This is a genomic window from Streptomyces sp. NPDC058195 (assembly GCF_042883525.1).
Taxonomy (GTDB): domain Bacteria; phylum Actinomycetota; class Actinomycetes; order Streptomycetales; family Streptomycetaceae; genus Streptomyces.
Map to the genome: position 1 here is coordinate 274234 of NZ_JBHVVM010000005.1, position 16325 is coordinate 290558.

Below are 16325 nucleotides of genomic sequence, written 5' to 3' on the forward strand. Positions count from 1 at the left end.
TCCGTTCTCACGTCACCGCTTCTCGCTTTCGTGGTGGCTCCCGTGCTGGCTTTCGCCGGGATTCCTCCGGCCGTGGGGCAGGTCGTCTCCGATCTCGGCTACGCGGTGGTCGGAGGAGTGCTGAACGTGCTCCTGGTGAAGGCGCTCGTCACGTCCACCCGCGCCTTCCGGGCGGCACGCTCCGCCTGAGCGGGCGAGGCGGAAGCCCACGTCGTCGACGCGGAAGGCCGGATGGCTGCGGCGGCGGGCGGAGGCGCGGCAGCTCCAGTGCTCGTCGAACCAGCCGCCGCCCCGCAGCACCCGGTAGGCGCCGTACACCTCGGCGTCGTAGACGTCCCAGCACCAGTCCCAGACGTTGCCCAGCATGTCGTGCAGGCCCCACGCGTTGGGCTGCTTGCCGCCCACCTCGTGGATGCGCTCGCGCGCGTTGTCGCGGTACCAGGCGATCTCGTCGAGCTCGCCGTGGCGCGGACCGGTCGTGCCGGCGCGGCAGGCGTGCTCCCACTCGGCCTCGGTGGGCAGCCGGTACCCCCCGGCGCTCTCGTCCCACTCGACGGGCCCCTCACCGGCGCCCGCCGGGAGACGGTAGGCGGGGGCCAGTCCCTCGCGCAGGGACAGCGCGTTGCAGAACCGCACCGCGTCCCGCCAGGACACGGACTCGACGGGCAGCCGGTCCCCGTGCGCGGCGCTCGGGCGGTCGCCGGTGACGTCCGCGTACAGGGCCTGGGTGACGGGCACGGCCGCGAGCCGGTACGGGGCCAGCCCGACCGCCCAACTGCGCCGCGTCCGGCGGTCCGTCAGGGTCACCGTCCCCGGCGGGATGTCGGCCAGCTCGGTTCCCGTAGCCGTATGCACGTCCATGACCAGGACCTTAAGGGGTGTCCGAACCCAGGCCGGCCGCGCGAGCCCGGCCCGTACCGGAACGCCTCCGGTACGGGCCGGCTCCCCGGTTCCGCGCTGCCCGGATCAGCTCAGCGCCTGGAAACCCAGCCAGCCCGCGGGGCCCACGGTGACCCCGCCGCCCGAGATGTTCGGGTAGAAGCGCAGCCGGTCATCGCTCCCGGTCGCCCAGAGTCCGGCCCCGGCGCCTCCGTCCGCCCCCGGGGCGGCCATGAGCAGCGGCCGGTCGGCGGGGGTCCAGCCGGTGCCGAGGAGGACGGAGGCCGTCTCGGAACCGAGCCCCTCGCCGGAGTACCCCGTGCCTTCGAAGAGGCGCAGCTGACCGGTGGTCCTGTCGCGGGCGATGAGGTCCACGTGTCCGTTCCCGGTGCGGTCTCCCGGCGCGATGAGGTCGTAGTCGGCCCAGGGGCCCTCACCGAGCAGGACCGGGTCGCGCTCCATGTCGAGGTAGGAGGACGGGGAACCGAAGTACAGCCAGAGCCTGTTGCCCTCCTTGACCAGGAGGTCGGGGAATCCCGGAGCATCCGCCGTGCCGTCGCCGTCGGTGTCCGGCGGTCCGTCGACGTCGCCGACCGCGAGGATCTGGTCGGCCGCCGCCCAGTGGTTGTTCCCCTCGTCGAACACCTGGAGCTGCTGCGCGCCATCGGTGCAGGACGGCGACTGCTCGTCGGCCCGTTCGCCGGGGCTCGTGCAGGCGAAGCCCGCTCCGTTGTTGGGGAACAGGTACAGCGACTTCGCGCCGTCGCCGGGGAGCGCGGCGATCAGGTCCTCATAGCCGTCCCCGGTCCAGTCACCGCGACGGGTGAGGGTGGCACCGTCGAAGTCGGTGCTCCCGGCTCCGACGCCAGCTCCGACGCGGCCGTCTCCCTCACCGGGGTAGAACACCAGCTCGCCGTTGGCGCGTACGCCGTAGAGGTCGGCGATCCCGTCGCCGTTGAGGTCCCCGGGGCCGTCCGGGGCGGCGGGGCCGTTGGCGTAGAAGAGGTAGTGGGTGAGGTCCGACGGGTTCCCGGCGGCGTCGAGGCTGCGGACGTTCAGCGTGTGCGGACCGGCCGACGGCGGAACGAGTGTGATCTCGCCGTCCTTCCTCCCGTCACCGTCGAGGTCGGCGGTGGGCACGACGGAGCGGACGGAGGGGGCCCACTCGGTCCAGTACTCGTACGAGGCGATGTCGTCGACGCCGCCGTCGCCGAGGACGAACGTGCCGGGCTTGCGGGCCTCTCCCGTCTGCTGCGGCCAGCCGTCCGCACCGTCGGGGAAGTCGGCCGACGCGACGGTCGGTGGTGCGCTCGGGCGGTCGGGCGCGGTGTGGCGCGCGGCGGAAGGTACCGCCCGCCGCGAGCGGGCCTCCGCGGGTTCGCCGTGGCGGGCCGCCTCGGCGGGCGCCGCTGCCCGCGGATCGCGGGGCTCTGGAGAACGGGGCTCGGGAGACTGGCTGCTCCCGGGCGCTACCCCGCCCGGCGCGCTGTCGGACGCCTCCGCGTGTTGCGGAAGCGCAAGCGCAAGTGCCAGCACGCAGGCAAGCGAAGCAGTCACGTTCTTTATGTTCGTCTGTCTAGTTTTCCCTCTGGAAAATCGCATGAAGTGAAACCCTCTCCTGGCTGGTCGATATGCACCCTAGATCGTGTAGAAAGTGTGAGGAATGTGGATACATGGTTCCGTTGGTGGTCATTCGGGTTAGCTTTGGATGGCTTGAAATGGGCCACCAGGGGCGCGCTATCTGCCGCAAAAATGGGACAAGAGTGTTCGATTTTCTCCCTAAAGCTGGCGCATAAGTAGAGATAACGCGCCACTTCGAGATGTCGATAATGTGAAGGCCCCCTCGTGCGGAGGCGCTGGCTCTGCCCCCCGGGCCCATGGCGGTCAACCAGGGGGTGAGAGAAGCCGGTTGAGGCCGTGCGCGGGGGCGGTCGTCCGGGCGGGGAAAGGCGGGGCCGGGTCAGGCGTAGCGGCGCAGCAGGCCGTCCACGTACGCCTCCAGCCGTGCCGTCAGTACCGCGGGCGTCAGATCGGTCCGGCCCAGCTCGCGCCAGGGGCCGGCCAGTTTCGCGGCGTCGGGGCAGTAGTGCAGGGCGTCGAGCAGGCGCCAGTACAGGTGGTCGGGGCCGTCGGCGAGGCCGTGGCCGCCCAGGGCCTCGTAGCGGTCGCGGAAGTCCAGGCCGTACGCCGGTCCGTGCAGCAGGGCGAGGGCGGTCGAGCAGTGCGCCACGTCCAGGTCGGCGGGGCCCCACGAGGTCTCGACCCAGTCGACGACGCCGGTGATCCGCAGCTCGGGCCCGGAGCCGGAGAAGAGCACGTTGCCGGGGTGGAAGTCGCGGTGCAGGAAGCGGCCCTCGTACGGCGGCGGGTCGCGGCGGATCACGTCCACGGCCCGCTCCCACAGGGGCCCGTCCGGGGTGCGGACGCGCTCCGGGGAGGTCCACGCCTGGTAGGTGCGCGGCCGTTCGGGCGGTACGACGCCGTGGACGCGGACGAGCTGGGACGCCAGCAGGTCCATGCGCCGGTCGAGGCCGTCCGCGTCGACGCGGACGCGGCCCGGCAGCGCGGACATCAACAGGGTGGGGTGGTCGCAGTGCTCGGCGGTGGCGTCCACGGCGACGAGGCCGGGCGCGGGGACGCCGTCCTGTCCGGCGAGCAGTGACAGGACGGACGCCTCACGGGACAGCAGTCCCGGCCCGTGACGGCGGAAGAAGGGCTTCACGAAGGTGCGCTGCACCAGGTCCGTGCCGTCGTCGAGGGTGAGGCGGCGCATCTGGGAGCTCCAGCCGCCGGACAGGAGACGGGAGCCGGTGACCGCGCGGCCGGGGGCGAGCCGCTTGGCCACCCACCGGCGCGTCGCCGTCCAGCCCCGGTCGCCGAGGCCGGCCAGCACGGCCGACACGAACGCCCGCCGGTCGTCGCCGTGGTCGCGGAGCCACAGGCCCAGCTGGTGCGGCGCGTCCGGCAGGTCGAGCCGGGTGTACTGGGAGCGCGCGGTCAGCGCCTCCTGGACGGCCTCGGTCACCGCTGGCGGGATCACCGCGTCCGTGCCCGGCACAGCGAGCACGGCCCGGCCCCCGTACGCCCGCAGCGCGTCGAGCGCGGGCGCCTCCCGCCAGCTGTCCGGGCGCCGGATGATCCCGCTGAAGCGGCCGTTCCCGTCCCCGAAGGGCACGTCCCACGCCTCGTCGGCGTACACGGCGGGCGCGCACAGCCCCAGCGCCACCACACGGTCCCCGTAGTGCAGGGCGAGATCCGCCACCGTCTGCCCGCTCATGCTGAATCCCACCAGGACCAGCGGCCCGTCCGGCCCCGCGTACGCCTCGGTCACCGCCACCGCCTGCGCGAACCGCCGACGCAGACTCAGCTCGCCGGGCTTCCCCGTGCTTTCGCCGTGTCCGGAGAAGTCGAAGGCGACCGCGCGGCAGCCGTGGGACGCGAACTCCCTTACCAGCGGCAGCAGTCGCTCCTTGCTGCCGGTGCCCGCGCCGTGCAGCAGGACGGCGGTGACCCCGGACGGTTCACCGCCGTACACCCCGCTGAGCCGTTCGCCGTCGTGGTCGTGCGTGAAGTCGGAGAGCATGCCGTTCATTCACTCACGAACGGCCGCCGTCCCCGCGGGGGAGGCGGGGAGTGCGCCCGGCTCCCGTGGGGACGGCGGGTCGATTCCCCTGGGCCGGAATCCGGCCTGGTTCCCCGTCGGATCTCATCCGCGCGCCGTGCGCGCGGTGTGGTGGGACCTCGCTGGAGCGGGTGGCGCCCGGGGCGGGGAGGGGAAGGAGCGCGCACGCCGTCTCCGTCATCCCGGACGCTCAGGCGGCGCACCCCGTGTCGGCGAGGGTGAAGTACCCCGTCGGGGACTCGCGCAGGGTGTGGGTGAGGAACACGTTGTACAGCCCCATCGCCTGGCCCGAGCCTTCGGCGTACACCAGCCCGCCCGTGGTCCGCGCCCGTCCGGCGGCCACGTGCGCGTAGTTGGTGGCGGTGAAGCAGCGGGCGGGGGCGGTGCCGGTGGTGGTCGCCGTCACCGCGGCCGACGCGGTGCCGGGGGTGCCCGCCGCGTCGAGCGCCGTCACCGTGTAGCGGTGGCTGCTGCCCGCGGCGAGACCGGTGTCGGTGTACGTGGCCGCGGCGGGCGAGGCGATCCGCGTACCGTCGCGGCTGACCGCGTACGAGGCCGCGCCCCCGACCGCGTCCCAGGCCAGCGAGACGCTGTCCGCGGTGACCCCGGCGACCCGCAGCCCGGACGGGGCGGGCAGCCCGTCGCCGCCCCCGCCGGGGGTGCCCTGGTCCAGGCCCCAGAAGACGCCCGTGTGGTACGCCGAGCAGACGGTGTCCAGGAAGTACGCGCCGCTCGCCCCGCACTGCTCGGTGCCCGGACCGGGGCCGACCGGCAGGCCGTGGCCCATCCCCGCGAGCGAGTACGTCACCACCGCGGGGCGGCCCGAGGCGTCGTCGTACGTGCTGCGGGTGGTGCCGCCGGGCAGGGTGTCGGTGGCCGAGGGGGTCTGCCCGATGCCCCACACGTCCGTCCACTGGTCGCGCAGCGCCGTGGCGTTCGCCGGGTTCACCGTGTAGTCGGCGGTGCCCTGCCAGACGGCGACCCGGGGCCAGGGGCCCGTGTAGCCGGGGTAGGAGCCGCGGGCCCGGTCGCCCCACTGCGCGGGCGTCAGCCGCACCGTGCCCGACTGGCAGGAGGACGCGCCCGCCTGGCTGGTCGCGCACTGGGCGGGCAGCCCCGAGGCGATCGAACCGCCCGCGAACACGTCCGGGTAGGCGGCCAGCAGATCGGCCGCCATGCCGCCGCCCGCCGACAGGCCGGTGACGTACACCCGGCGGCCGTCCGAGCCGTACCGCTGCTTCGCGTACTCCACCATCTGCGCCACCGAGGCGGCCTCGCCCCGGCCCCTTCCGCTCTCGGCCGGGTCGAACCAGCCGAAGCACGACAGGGCGTTGTTGGCGGCCGTGGTCTGCGGGAACACCACGGCGAAGCCCCACAGATCGGCGTACTTCGGCCAGCCGGAGCCGGTGTAGTAGGCGTTCGCGGTCTGGGTGCAGCCGTGCAGCGCCACCACCAGCGGGGCGTCGGCGGGCAGCCCGTCGGGGACGTACGCGTACATCTGGAGGTTGCCGGGGTTGGAGCCGAAGCCGGTGACCTGCTGCAGGCCGCCGGCGGCGGTGGCCGGTCGCGCGGTTCCGGCCACGCTCAGCAGCGCGGCGACGAGCGCCAGCGCGGCGATGGACGCGACGCGCCCGAGCAGGCGTCGCAGGATCGAGGGGCGCACGGATGCCTCCTGTGGGGGATCGGGCACAGCCCGGGGAGGGGGACGGCCCGGCGGACGGTGCGGAGGGGATGCGCGGACGCTACGGGCCGGGGACGGCGGGGGCCCATGGGCCCGGCGGACACTCCCCGGCCCCGGCTGTGTGCGCCGCCGCCGTTGCGCGGCCTTGACCTGGAGCGCACTCCAGCATGCAGACTCCCGGTCAACGCCCCGATCTGAACGGGCTGTTGACGAGGGGATCACCATGCGTTACCGCACGATCGGCACGGACGCCACCACCCGCCGGGAGGTGAGTGTGCTCAGCCTGGGCGCCATGCTGATGGGCACCCTCACCGACGAGGCGACCTCCTTCGCCATCCTCGACCGGTACGCCGAGGCGGGCGGAACCTTCATCGACACCTCCGACAACTACGCGTTCTGGGTCAACGGCACCCGGGGCGGCGAGAGCGAGGAACTGCTCGGCCGCTGGCGCCGCAGCCGGGGCGTCGGCGACGAGATCGTCATCGCCACCAAGCTCGGCGCCCGGCCCGCCGTCCCCGCCACCGACTTCACCAAGGGCATCGTGGGCCTCAGCGCCGAGGTGGTCCGGGAATCGGCGGAACGCAGCCGCGAACGCCTCGGCGTGGAGAAGCTGGACCTGCTGTACGCCCATGTCCAGGACCGCGGCGTACCGCTGGAGGAGACCGTCGGGGCCTTCGCGGAGCTGGTCATCGAGGGCACCGTCGGACTGCTCGGGGTGAGCAACCACTGGGCCTGGCAGGTGGAGTGTGCCCGCCGGATCGCGGCGGACGCCGGGCTGCCGGGGTACGAGGTCCTCCAGTACCACCACAGCTATCTGCGCCGCCGCACCGACCAGCCCAGCTGGCGCTCCCCCGACGGCCAGGAGGGTGTGGCCTCCGGGGACCTGCTCAGCTATCTGCGGGCCGAGCCCGCGCTCGTGCCGGTGGCGTACTCCCCGCTGCTGGCCGGGGCCTACGTCCGTGACGACAAGCCGCTGGGTCCGGAGTACGACCACCCCGGCACCCCGGTCCGGCAGGCCGCGCTGCGGAAGGTCGCCGAGGAGACCGGGGCGAGCGTCAACCAGGTGGTGCTGGCGTGGCTCATCGGCGGCGAGGTCCCCTTCGTCCCGCTGGTCGGGGCGTCCTCGGTGGCGCAGCTGGACGAGAGCCTGGCCGCGGTGGAGCTGGAGCTGACACAGGAGCAGCGGGCCCTGCTGGACGCGGCGCACTGACGGCCCGCCGCGGACCCGTGCCGGGTGGCCCGCCGCGGACCCGTGCCGGGTGGCCCGCCGCGGACCCGTGCCGGGTGGCCCGCCGCGGACCCGTGCCGGGTGGCCCGCCGTGGACCCGCGCCGGGTGGCCCGCCGCCGCCCGCCGCCCCACCCGCACCATGTGGTCCGCCACCATGCCGGGGTACCACGGTGTGTGCACCGGCCCCGTGTGACGCGGGCCCCGGCCTCCCTACGGTGACGGCCATGGAGACTCCCCAGCGCCCGGACGCCCAGGCCGCCCCGTTCACCGTTCCGCCGCCCGCCCCGGGCGCCGCGCCCTCGCCCGCCGACCGGTTCCTCGCCGGGCGCACCGCCCTGGTCACGGGTGCCGCGAGCGGGATCGGACGGGCCTGCGCCGAGGCCCTGGCGGCGGCGGGCGCCCGGGTCCACGTGGTGGACAAGGCGCAGGAGGCCGCGCGGAGCCTCGCGGAGGCGATCGGCGGGACGGCGTGGGTGGCCGACCTCGCCGACCCGGAGGTGGTGGAGACCCTGCCCGCCGACGCGGACATCGTGGTCAACAACGCCGGGCTCCAGCACGTCGCGCCGGTGCACACCTTCCCGCCGGACCGGTTCGCGCTGATCCAGCGCGTGATGGTGGAGACCCCGTTCCGCATCTTGCGCCGGACCCTGCCGGGCATGTACGAACGCGGCTGGGGGCGCGTGGTCAACATCTCGTCCGTGCACGGCCTGCGGGCCAGCCCCTACAAGTCGGCCTATGTGACGGCCAAGCACGCACTGGAGGGACTCAGCAAGGTGGTCGCGCTCGAAGCGGCGGAGCACGGGGTGACGAGCAACTGCGTCTGCCCCGGCTACGTACGCACTCCGCTGGTCGAGAACCAGATCGCTGACCAGGCCCGCACTCACGGCATCTCCGAGGAGGACGTGGTCGGCCGGGTCATGCTGGAGCGCAGCGCGGTCAAGCGGCTGATCGAGCCGGAGGACGTGGCCGGGGCCGTGCTGTGGCTCTGCGGGCCGCGCGCCGGGCACATCACCGGCACCTCGCTCTCCATGGACGGCGGCTGGACCGCCAACTGACCCCCGCCCCCGACGAAGACCGGCCCCTCATGTCTGAACCGTCCGCCTCCGCCGCACCCCATCTGCGCCACCTGCTCGACCTGCTGGCCGACGACGCCCCCGCCGAGGCACTGGGCGCCGTCTTCTCGCGGGCGCGCGCCGCCGGGGTGCCGGCGGGCGATCTGGCGGAGGTGGAGCGGGCGACCGCCACCGCGCTGCGGATCAGAGGGGCCCTGCGCCAGCACCGCCGCCGCGAGCTCCAGCTCACCGCGCTCTTCGACACCGCGGGCGACCTGGCGGCCTCCCGCGACCTGGACGAGGTGCTGAAGGCGATCGTCCGCCGGGCCAGGATGCTGCTCGGCACGGACACCGCCTACCTCACGCTCCCCGACGAGGAGGCGGGCGACACCTACATGCGGGTCACCGACGGCTCCGTGTCGGTGGTCTTCCAGCGGCTGCGGCTGGAGCTCGGCCACGGGCTGGGCGGTCTGGTCGCGCAGACCGCCCGCCCGTACGCCACCCCCGACTACCGCACCGACGACCGCTTCCACCACACCCGCAACATCAACGCCGGGGTGCTCGACGAAGGGCTCGTCGCCATCCTCGGCGTACCGCTGCTGCTCGGCTCCAGCCGCGGCGGCACCGGCAAGGTCATCGGCGTCCTCTTCGCCGCCGACCGGGCGCCCCGCGTCTTCAGCCCCGACGAGGTCGCGCTGCTCTGCTCGCTCGCCGCCCACGCGGCGATCGCCATCGACACCGCCCGCGCCCTGGCCGACACCCGCACCGCCCTGGACGAACTGGCCGGGGCCAACGCCGAACTGGCCGGGGCCAACGCGGCGGTGCGGGCTCACTCGGCGGCCATGCGGCGGGCCGAGGAGTCCCACGACCGGCTCACCGACCTGGTGCTGCGCGGCCGGGACGTCGCCGATGTCGCGGCGGCGGTCGCCGGGCTGCTGGACTCCCCGCTGACCATTCACGATCCGGTCGGCCGTCCGCTGGCCGCCGTCCGGCCCGACGGCGGGGACTTCGCCGCCGACAGCATGGACGCGGGCTGGCTGGCCGAGACCGCCGAGGAGTCCCGTACCGGCGCCCGCGCCGTGCAGCGCGACGGCCGGTGGATCTGCGCGGTGCTGGCCGGGCGGGAGCTGCTGGCCGGTCTGGTCCTGCACCGGCGCGGCCCGCTCGACGACTCCGACCGGCGGCTGTTCGAACGGGCCTCGGTGGTCACCGGGCTCCTGCTGCTGCTGCGGCGTACGGTCGCCGAGACCGAGAACCGGGTACGCGGCGAGCTGATCACCGACCTGCTGACCGACGCCGGCCGCGACCCGGCCGGGCTCACCGAACGCGGCCGACGCCTCGGCATCGACCTGGACCGCCCCCACCTGCTGCTGGTCGCCGAGGGCGGCCCCCGCGAACGCCTGGCCCCCGCCGCGGTGCGCTATCTGTTCGGCGGCGGCGTCCACGGGGTGAGCGCGGAGCACGCCGGGACCGTGGTGCTGCTGGTCGCCGCCGGGGACCGGGCCCCGGCGGCCGGGGACGCGGCGCGCGCGGCGGCGGCCCAGCTCGGCCAGCTCGCCCAGGCCCCCGTCACCGTCGCCGCCACCGGCCCGGCGCGCGGCGTCGGGGAGCTGGCCGACGCCTACCGGGAAGCCTCCCGCTGCCTGCGCGCGATGCGGGTCCTCGGCCGCACCGGGGAGGGCGCCTGCGTCGAGGAACTCGGCTTCCTGGGCGTGGTGCTGGGCAACGCCCAGGACGTCGACGGCTTCGTCACCGCGACCCTCGGGCCGCTCCTGGAGTACGACGCGCAGCGCGGCACGCACCTGGTCCGCACGCTCGGCGCCTACTTCGGCTCCGGGGGCAGCCTCGTGCGGGCCAAGGACGAACTCCACGTCCACGTCAACACGGTGGTGCAGCGCCTCGACCGGGTGCAGGCGCTGCTCGGCCACGACTGGAACGCGCCGGACCGAGCCCTCGAACTCCAGCTCGCCCTCCGCCTGCACCTCTTGACGGGCAAGGCTCCCTGACCGGTCACGTCGCCATCGTCACCAGCCGCTCGGCGATCTGCCCGCCGCCCGCGTCCCCGGTGAGCAGCGTGTAGTGGTTGACGTCCGGGACCGGGACCGGTGTCACGCGCGTACCGCCCAGGTCCGCCACCGCCAGCCGCTCCTCGTCGTACAGGCCCTGGTCCTCGTCCATCAGGCCGCGCCGCGCCCACAGCAGCGTCGCCTCCACGGGCAGCCGCCGCACCGCCGCCAGCACGTCCTCGCCGAACAGGCCGATCCCGTCGGCCCGCACCGCCTCGATCCGGCAGGAGGAGCGCAGCGCGGGCTCGCCCCCCGTCAGGTCGCGCTGGATGTACGCGTCCACCTCCGCGGACCAGCCACGCGCGAACGCCGGGTGCGCCTGCCAGAACGCCCGGTACGCGGCCCGGTCCGGGAAGGTCATCGACAGCCGGTCCATGGCCGGGCCGATCACCGCGGTCAGCAGCTCGTCGGGGGAGAGGTGGGTGGGGGCGGGGAAGCCGACCCCGCCGTCCACCAGCAGCAGCGGCCCGAACCGCTCCGGGTGCCGCACCGCGGCCAGCGCCGCCACGAAGGCGCCCATCGAGTGGCCCGCCAGCACCACCCGGCCCGGCTCCGCCACCGCGTCGGCCACCGCCGCGGCGTCGTCGGCGTGCGCGGCGATCCCGTACGGGCCCGGCAGCGCCGAACTCCCGGCCCGGCCCCGCAGGTCCGGGGCGACCAGGGTGACCCGGCCGTCCAGCAGCCGGGCCACCGGCCCCCAGGACAGGGCGTTCGCCGTGATGCCGTGCAGGGCCACGACGACCGGGGCGCCGGGCTGCCGGGCGGGCCACCGCAGCACCGCCAGCTCGCCGCCGGTCACGGGCACTCGGATCTCTTCGTACGCGGTCATGGGCGTGCGTTCTCCTTCCGGGCCCCGCGGTCCGCGGGGGTGTCGGTGTCGGTGCCGGTGCGGCGACGGCGCGGTGCGGCCAGCCGGGACGGCAGCCGGGCCAGTCCGCCGGGCAGCAGGTGTACCACGGCCACGAACACCACACCGAGCAGGAACAGCGGCTGCGAGAGCGGCACCCGCAGCACCGCGGGCAGATCGGCGACCGCGCCGGAGCCCGCCAGGTCACCGAGCCGGTGATCGGCCCAGGTGTACAGGATGCCTCCGGCCATCGGCCCCCACCGGGTGCCGGATCCGCCCAGCACCACCATCACCAGCAGCGACAGGGTGAAGTCGGAGGTGGTGGTCTGCGGGGTCGAGCCACCGGTCAGCAGCAGGTGCACCAGACCGCCCAGCGCGGCCAGCGCGCCCGCCAGCACGAAGGCCATGAGCTTGAACCCGTACGGCTTCAGCCCCAGTACCTCCACCCGGCGCTCGTTCTCCTTGACGCCCTCCCAGACGCGCCCGGTGGGAGAGTTGACCGCCCAGTGGACGACGGCCAGCGTGAGGACCAGGTAGCCGAGCGCCAGCCAGTACAGGTTCGCGGTGTTCTCGATGCCGACGAACCCGGACGGCAGCAGTTCGGCGGGGGCCGCCCGGCCCTCCTCGCCGCCGGTCAGCCCGCCGGGGTTGCGGGACACCAGGATCGACCCGGCCTGCGCGAACGCCAGCGTCACCATGGAGAAGCCGATCCCGGTGACCCGCAGGCTCACCGAGCCCAGCGCCAGCGCGAGGCCGATCCCGCACCCGACGCCGAGCAGCGCGGACACCGCGAACGGCAGCCCCGCCTCCAGCAGGAACATGTTCGTGGCGTAGCTGCCTGTCGCGAAGTACAGCGCGTGCCCGAAGGAGAGCAGCCCGGTACGGCCCAGCAGCAGGTCGTAGCCGGTCGCCAGGGCGCCGAACAGCAGGCAGGTGGCGAGGAGCTGAAGACTCCCCGGGCTGCCGAGCGGCCCGTCCAGCAGTCCGGGCAGCGGCAGTGCGCTGAACGGTGCGACGGCCAGCACCAGCAGGGCGGCGGCGGGCCACCAACGGCGCAGCAGCCGGACGGTGCTCCCCGGGGTGTGCCCGGCGGCGGTCTCCTCGCCGGTGCGGCGACGTGTCTCGGTGACGGTGCTCACGCGAGCCTCCCGGTCAGTCCGCGCGGCCGGACGAGCAGCAGCGCGGCCAGCAGGACCACGACGGCCAGATCGCCGAGGCCCGCTGCGGTGTAGTAGTTGGCGAACTGCTGGACCAGGCCGATGACGACGGACGCCACGGCGGCGCCGCTCACCGATCCCATGCCGCCGGTGACCACCACGACGAACGCGAAGATCAGCAGCGAGGTGCCCTGCCGGGGGTCGACCGAGCCGAAGTACAGGCCGCCGAGCGCCCCGCCGAGCGCGGCGGCACTGCCGCCGATCGCGAAGACGAGGGTGAACGCCTTGCGTACGTCGATGCCGAGCGCGGTGACCATCGCCCGGTCCTCGACCCCGGCCCGTACGACCAGACCGTGCCGGGTGCGGCCGAGGAAGAGCCGCAGCGCCACCAGCACCACGACGGCCGCCGCGACCAGCACCAGCCGGTTGACCGGCACCTGCGCGCCGAACAGCCCGAACGTGCCGGACAGCGCCTTCGGCCCGGGGAAGGTGCGGGCGTCCGAGCCCCAGATCCCCGACAGCAGCGCCGGGACGGCGAGCCCCACCCCGACCGTGGCGAGCACCTGCTCGCGCGGCCGGGTGTAGAGCGGGCGGACGACGGCGAGTTCCAGCAGTACGGCGGCCGCGGTGCCCACCGCCGTACCGAACAGGACCGCGAGGACGAAGCCCGCCCCGCCGGGTCCGGCGCCCGGCAGATGGCCGGAGGCCGCCCACCAGGTGCCGTACGCGCCGATCGACAGCAGCGCCCCGTGCGCGAAGTTGAGCACGTCCATCAGGCCGAAGATCAGCGAGAGGCCCGAGGCGATCAGGAAATAGAGGGCTCCCAGACCGAGTCCGGTCATGGTGAGCAGTACGACGGTGGACATCAGGAATCCGCCTCCCGCGACGGTGCTTCGGTGGCAGGTCCGTGGGCGGCGGCTCCGGCGGCCGGACCGTGTCCGACGCCCAGCAGCCGCCGGGCCGTCTCCGCGTCGCCCAGCAGCTCGGCGGCCGGGCCCTGGTGGGCGGTGCGGCCGTCGGCGAGCACCGCGCAGTGCCGGGCGAGCCGCCGTACCACGGCGAGGTTCTGCTCCACGAGCAGTACCGGCACCGCCTCGGCGGCCCGTTCCAGCACCTGGGTGACCTCGGTGACCACCTTGGGCGCCAGGCCCTTGGTGGGCTCGTCGGCGATGATCAGCCGGTTGCCGTTGAGCAGGGTCCGGCCGATGGCCACCATCTGCTGCTGCCCGCCGGACAACGTGCCCGCCAACTGCCCGGCACGGCGCTCCAGTTCGGGGAACAGTTCGTGGACGAGCCCGTACGCGGGCCCCTCCGCTCCGCGCCGTTCGGCCAGCCGCAGGTTCTCCGCGACGGTCAGTCCGGCGAAGATCCCCCGGTCCTCGGGGGCGTAGCCGATGCCCAGGCGCACCACGGTGTGGGTGGGCATCGCCACGGTCTCCGCACCGTCCAGCAGGATGCTGCCGGTGCGCGGGACGAGCCCGAGGACGCCGCGTACGGTCGTGGTCTTTCCGGCGCCGTTGCGGCCCAGCAGCGCGGTCACGCCGTGCCGGGCGACGTCCAGGTCGACGCCGTGCAGGATGTGCCGCCCGCCGATCAGGACCCTCAGGTCCCGTACGGCGAGCAGGGGTCCGGCCGTCACAGCCCCTCCCCGAGGTAGGCCTGCTGGACGGTCGGGTCGGCGGTGACCGCCTCGGGGGTGTCCAGGGCGAGCAGCCTGCCGTGGTGCATCACGGCGAGCCGGTCGGCCAGTCCCAGCAGCACGTCCATGTGGTGTTCGACCATCAGGACGGTGCGCCCCTCGTCCCGGTGCAGGGTGCGGATGAGTTCGGTCAGTGCGGGGACCTCCTCGGCGCTGACCCCGGCCATCGGCTCGTCGAGCAGCATCAGCCGGGGCTCGCCCACCAGCAGCACGGCGAGCTCCAGCTTCCGCTTCTCGCCGTGCGACAGTTCGGCGGCGGTGGCCGCGGCCCGGTGGCCGAGGCCGGTGCGCTCCAGGACGCCTTCCACCTCGGAGGCGAAGCGGGGGGCCCGCCGCCACAGCCGGTGGGAGCCGCCCCTGGCGGCCTGCGCGGCCAGCCGGACGTGTTCGGCCACGCTCATGCCCGGCCAGAGGCTGGACGTCTGGAAGGTGCGGCCGAGGCCGAGCCGGGCCCGCGCGTGGGCGGGCCGTTGCGTCAGGTCGGCGCCGTCCAGCTCGATGGTGCCGGAGGTGGCCGTGGTGACCCCGCTGATCAGGTTGAACAGGGAGGTCTTGCCCGCCCCGTTGGGGCCGATGAAGGCCAGGAACTCGCCCTCGCGGACGCTCAGGGAGACGTCCTCGACGATCGTCGCCCCGCCGACGCTCCAGCCGATCCCGGCCAGCCGGAGCACCGGGGCGGTGTCCGGGGCCCGGTCCGCGCGCGGCGCGGTGGTGTCCGGTGCGGCCATCGGTCAGCCCGCCGAGGGCTTCGCGGGCGGCGCGGCCTCGGCCATCGGCACGGTGTCCACCAGCTCCGGGCGGGCGGCGGTGCCCTTCCCCTTGAGCTTCGCGACGAACATCGGCTGCACCAGGGCGTGGTCCCCGGCCCGGACCTGCTCCTTGCCCTTCACCCCGTCGAAGCTCCAGCCCTCCAGGGCCTTGACCATGGCGGCGGTGTCGGTGGCGCCGCCCTCCTCGACCGCCCGCACCACCATCTGCGCGGCGGTGAAGCCGTCGGGGGTGAACAGGTCGGGGGTGCCGCCCGCCTTGGTGACCGCGTCGAGCATGGTCTTCTCCACGGCGTTGCCGCCGCCCGCCCCGGGGAAGTAGTGCGCGAGGAACGACACCTTGGTCCCGGCGTTCCCGAAGACCGGGTACGAGGCGGTCCCCGCGAGTCCGGTGACGACCTTGCCCGCCTCCAGCACGCCCTGCTGGTCCAGCGCGGTCCACAGGGCCGGTGCGGTGGAGCCCGCCCAGGCGACGAAGACCAGGTCGGGGCGGGCCGCCTTCACCTGCCGGGCGAACGGGGTCAGGTCCGTGGCGCTGGGCGGGGCCAGTACGGAGCCGACCTCCGCGCCCCCGGCGCCGAGGACCGCCTTGACCGCGGCGACGTTGGCCTGGCCGAACGTGGAGTCCTGGGCCAGCACCGTGACCTTCTTGCCCTTGGCCTCGCCGAGCATCGACCCGGCGGTGAGGATGTCCTGGTAGGACTGGCGGCCCGAGCGGAAGGTGTAGTCGTTGATGCCGGTCACGGCGTCGGTGGCGGCCGGACCGCTGATGTAGAGGACCTTGTTCTGGGCGGCGAGCGGCGCCATCTGGAGCGCCACCCCGGAGTCGGTGGTGCCCGCCAGCACCTTGTAGCCCTTGCCGATCAGGGTCTTGGCCGCGGCGACCGCCTTGCCGGGGTCGCCCGCGTCGTCCTGCTCGGCGACCTCGATGCGGTGCCCGGCCACCTCGCGGGTGCCGTTCGTGGCGTGGTTCAGGCCCGCCATGAAGCCGTCCCGGTACTGCTTCCCGTAGTCGGCGAGCAGCCCGGTCCGGGAGTACACCAGGCCCACCTTGACGGTGCCGTCCTTCGCTTCCCCGCCGGAGCCGCCCTCACCGGCCTTCCCGGCGGCGGTGCACCCGGTCAGCAGCAGACCGGCACAGGCCAGTGACAGGGCGGTGGAGAGTGATCCGCGGTGACGGGGGGTGCCCGTGGCTCTGCGACGCATGGTGACCGGCTCCTCGGCGTGTTCCTGTGATGTCGCCGAACCGTATGAACAGCGCGCCGCCGTCGATATGGTGCCGGGCGCCCCACCTGGCGCGATGCACATGTGGCCCCGGCACATGGA

The 16325-nt window shown here is 74.3% G+C and carries 12 protein-coding genes and 1 pseudogene; 3 read left to right on the plus strand and 10 right to left on the minus strand.

Annotation, left to right across the window (positions count from 1 at the left end):
- Positions 1-186: 186 nt before the first annotated feature.
- The 4 genes and pseudogenes from ACFVWY_RS09150 to ACFVWY_RS09165 all read right to left on the minus strand — a co-directional run.
- A pseudogene (locus tag ACFVWY_RS09150) lies at positions 187-861 on the minus strand (formylglycine-generating enzyme family protein); the annotation flags it as partial.
- A 105-nt stretch (positions 862-966) separates the two neighbouring features.
- Positions 967-2436, minus strand: a complete 1470-nt coding sequence (locus tag ACFVWY_RS09155; RefSeq protein ID WP_389868876.1) for an FG-GAP repeat domain-containing protein — start codon at positions 2434-2436, stop codon at positions 967-969.
- A gap of 403 nt (positions 2437-2839) precedes the next feature.
- A complete protein-coding gene (locus ACFVWY_RS09160; protein WP_389868878.1) occupies positions 2840-4462 on the minus strand; it encodes an alpha/beta fold hydrolase in 1623 nt (540 codons plus the stop codon).
- Between the two features lie 229 nt (positions 4463-4691).
- On the minus strand, positions 4692-6164 hold the full coding sequence (locus ACFVWY_RS09165) for a PHB depolymerase family esterase (RefSeq protein WP_389868880.1): 1473 nt from the start codon (positions 6162-6164) through the stop codon (positions 4692-4694).
- Between the two features lie 241 nt (positions 6165-6405).
- On the opposite strand from ACFVWY_RS09165, the gene ACFVWY_RS09170 reads away from it, so the two are divergent.
- From ACFVWY_RS09170 to ACFVWY_RS09180, 3 genes are all read left to right on the plus strand, one after another.
- Positions 6406-7392 carry an aldo/keto reductase gene (locus ACFVWY_RS09170; protein ID WP_389868883.1) on the plus strand — a complete coding sequence of 329 codons (987 nt, stop codon included), beginning with the start codon at positions 6406-6408 and terminating at the stop codon, positions 7390-7392.
- 243 nt (positions 7393-7635) lie between these two features.
- The gene (locus ACFVWY_RS09175; RefSeq protein ID WP_389868885.1) at positions 7636-8466 is read left to right on the plus strand and encodes a 3-hydroxybutyrate dehydrogenase; all 831 of its coding nucleotides are present in this window, start codon (positions 7636-7638) and stop codon (positions 8464-8466) included.
- A gap of 29 nt (positions 8467-8495) precedes the next feature.
- A complete protein-coding gene (locus tag ACFVWY_RS09180) occupies positions 8496-10469 on the plus strand; it encodes a helix-turn-helix domain-containing protein (protein WP_389868886.1) in 1974 nt (657 codons plus the stop codon).
- 4 nt (positions 10470-10473) lie between these two features.
- Here ACFVWY_RS09180 and ACFVWY_RS09185 read toward each other — a convergent pair whose 3' ends face one another.
- Genes ACFVWY_RS09185 through ACFVWY_RS09210 form a run of 6 tightly spaced genes read right to left on the minus strand, consistent with a single transcriptional unit; the run spans position 10474 to position 16205 of the window.
- A complete protein-coding gene (locus ACFVWY_RS09185) occupies positions 10474-11358 on the minus strand; it encodes an alpha/beta fold hydrolase (protein WP_389868889.1) in 885 nt (294 codons plus the stop codon).
- Positions 11355-12515 (minus strand): branched-chain amino acid ABC transporter permease, encoded by a 1161-nt coding sequence (locus tag ACFVWY_RS09190; protein ID WP_389868890.1) that lies wholly within the window; start codon positions 12513-12515, stop codon positions 11355-11357. The genes ACFVWY_RS09185 and ACFVWY_RS09190 overlap by 4 nt, the downstream gene beginning before the upstream one ends.
- Positions 12512-13399: a branched-chain amino acid ABC transporter permease gene (locus ACFVWY_RS09195; RefSeq protein WP_389868892.1), complete on the minus strand. Its 888-nt coding sequence runs from the start codon at positions 13397-13399 to the stop codon at positions 12512-12514. The genes ACFVWY_RS09190 and ACFVWY_RS09195 overlap by 4 nt, the downstream gene beginning before the upstream one ends.
- Positions 13399-14172 (minus strand): ABC transporter ATP-binding protein, encoded by a 774-nt coding sequence (locus ACFVWY_RS09200; RefSeq protein ID WP_389868894.1) that lies wholly within the window; start codon positions 14170-14172, stop codon positions 13399-13401. The genes ACFVWY_RS09195 and ACFVWY_RS09200 overlap by 1 nt, the downstream gene beginning before the upstream one ends.
- Positions 14169-14960 carry an ABC transporter ATP-binding protein gene (locus ACFVWY_RS09205; RefSeq protein WP_389868896.1) on the minus strand — a complete coding sequence of 264 codons (792 nt, stop codon included), beginning with the start codon at positions 14958-14960 and terminating at the stop codon, positions 14169-14171. Before ACFVWY_RS09205 ends, ACFVWY_RS09200 begins: the two co-directional genes overlap by 4 nt.
- A gap of 3 nt (positions 14961-14963) precedes the next feature.
- Complete coding sequence (locus ACFVWY_RS09210; RefSeq protein WP_389868898.1) at positions 14964-16205, minus strand: substrate-binding domain-containing protein; 1242 nt, start codon at positions 16203-16205, stop codon at positions 14964-14966.
- Between the last annotated feature and the right edge of the window lie 120 nt (positions 16206-16325).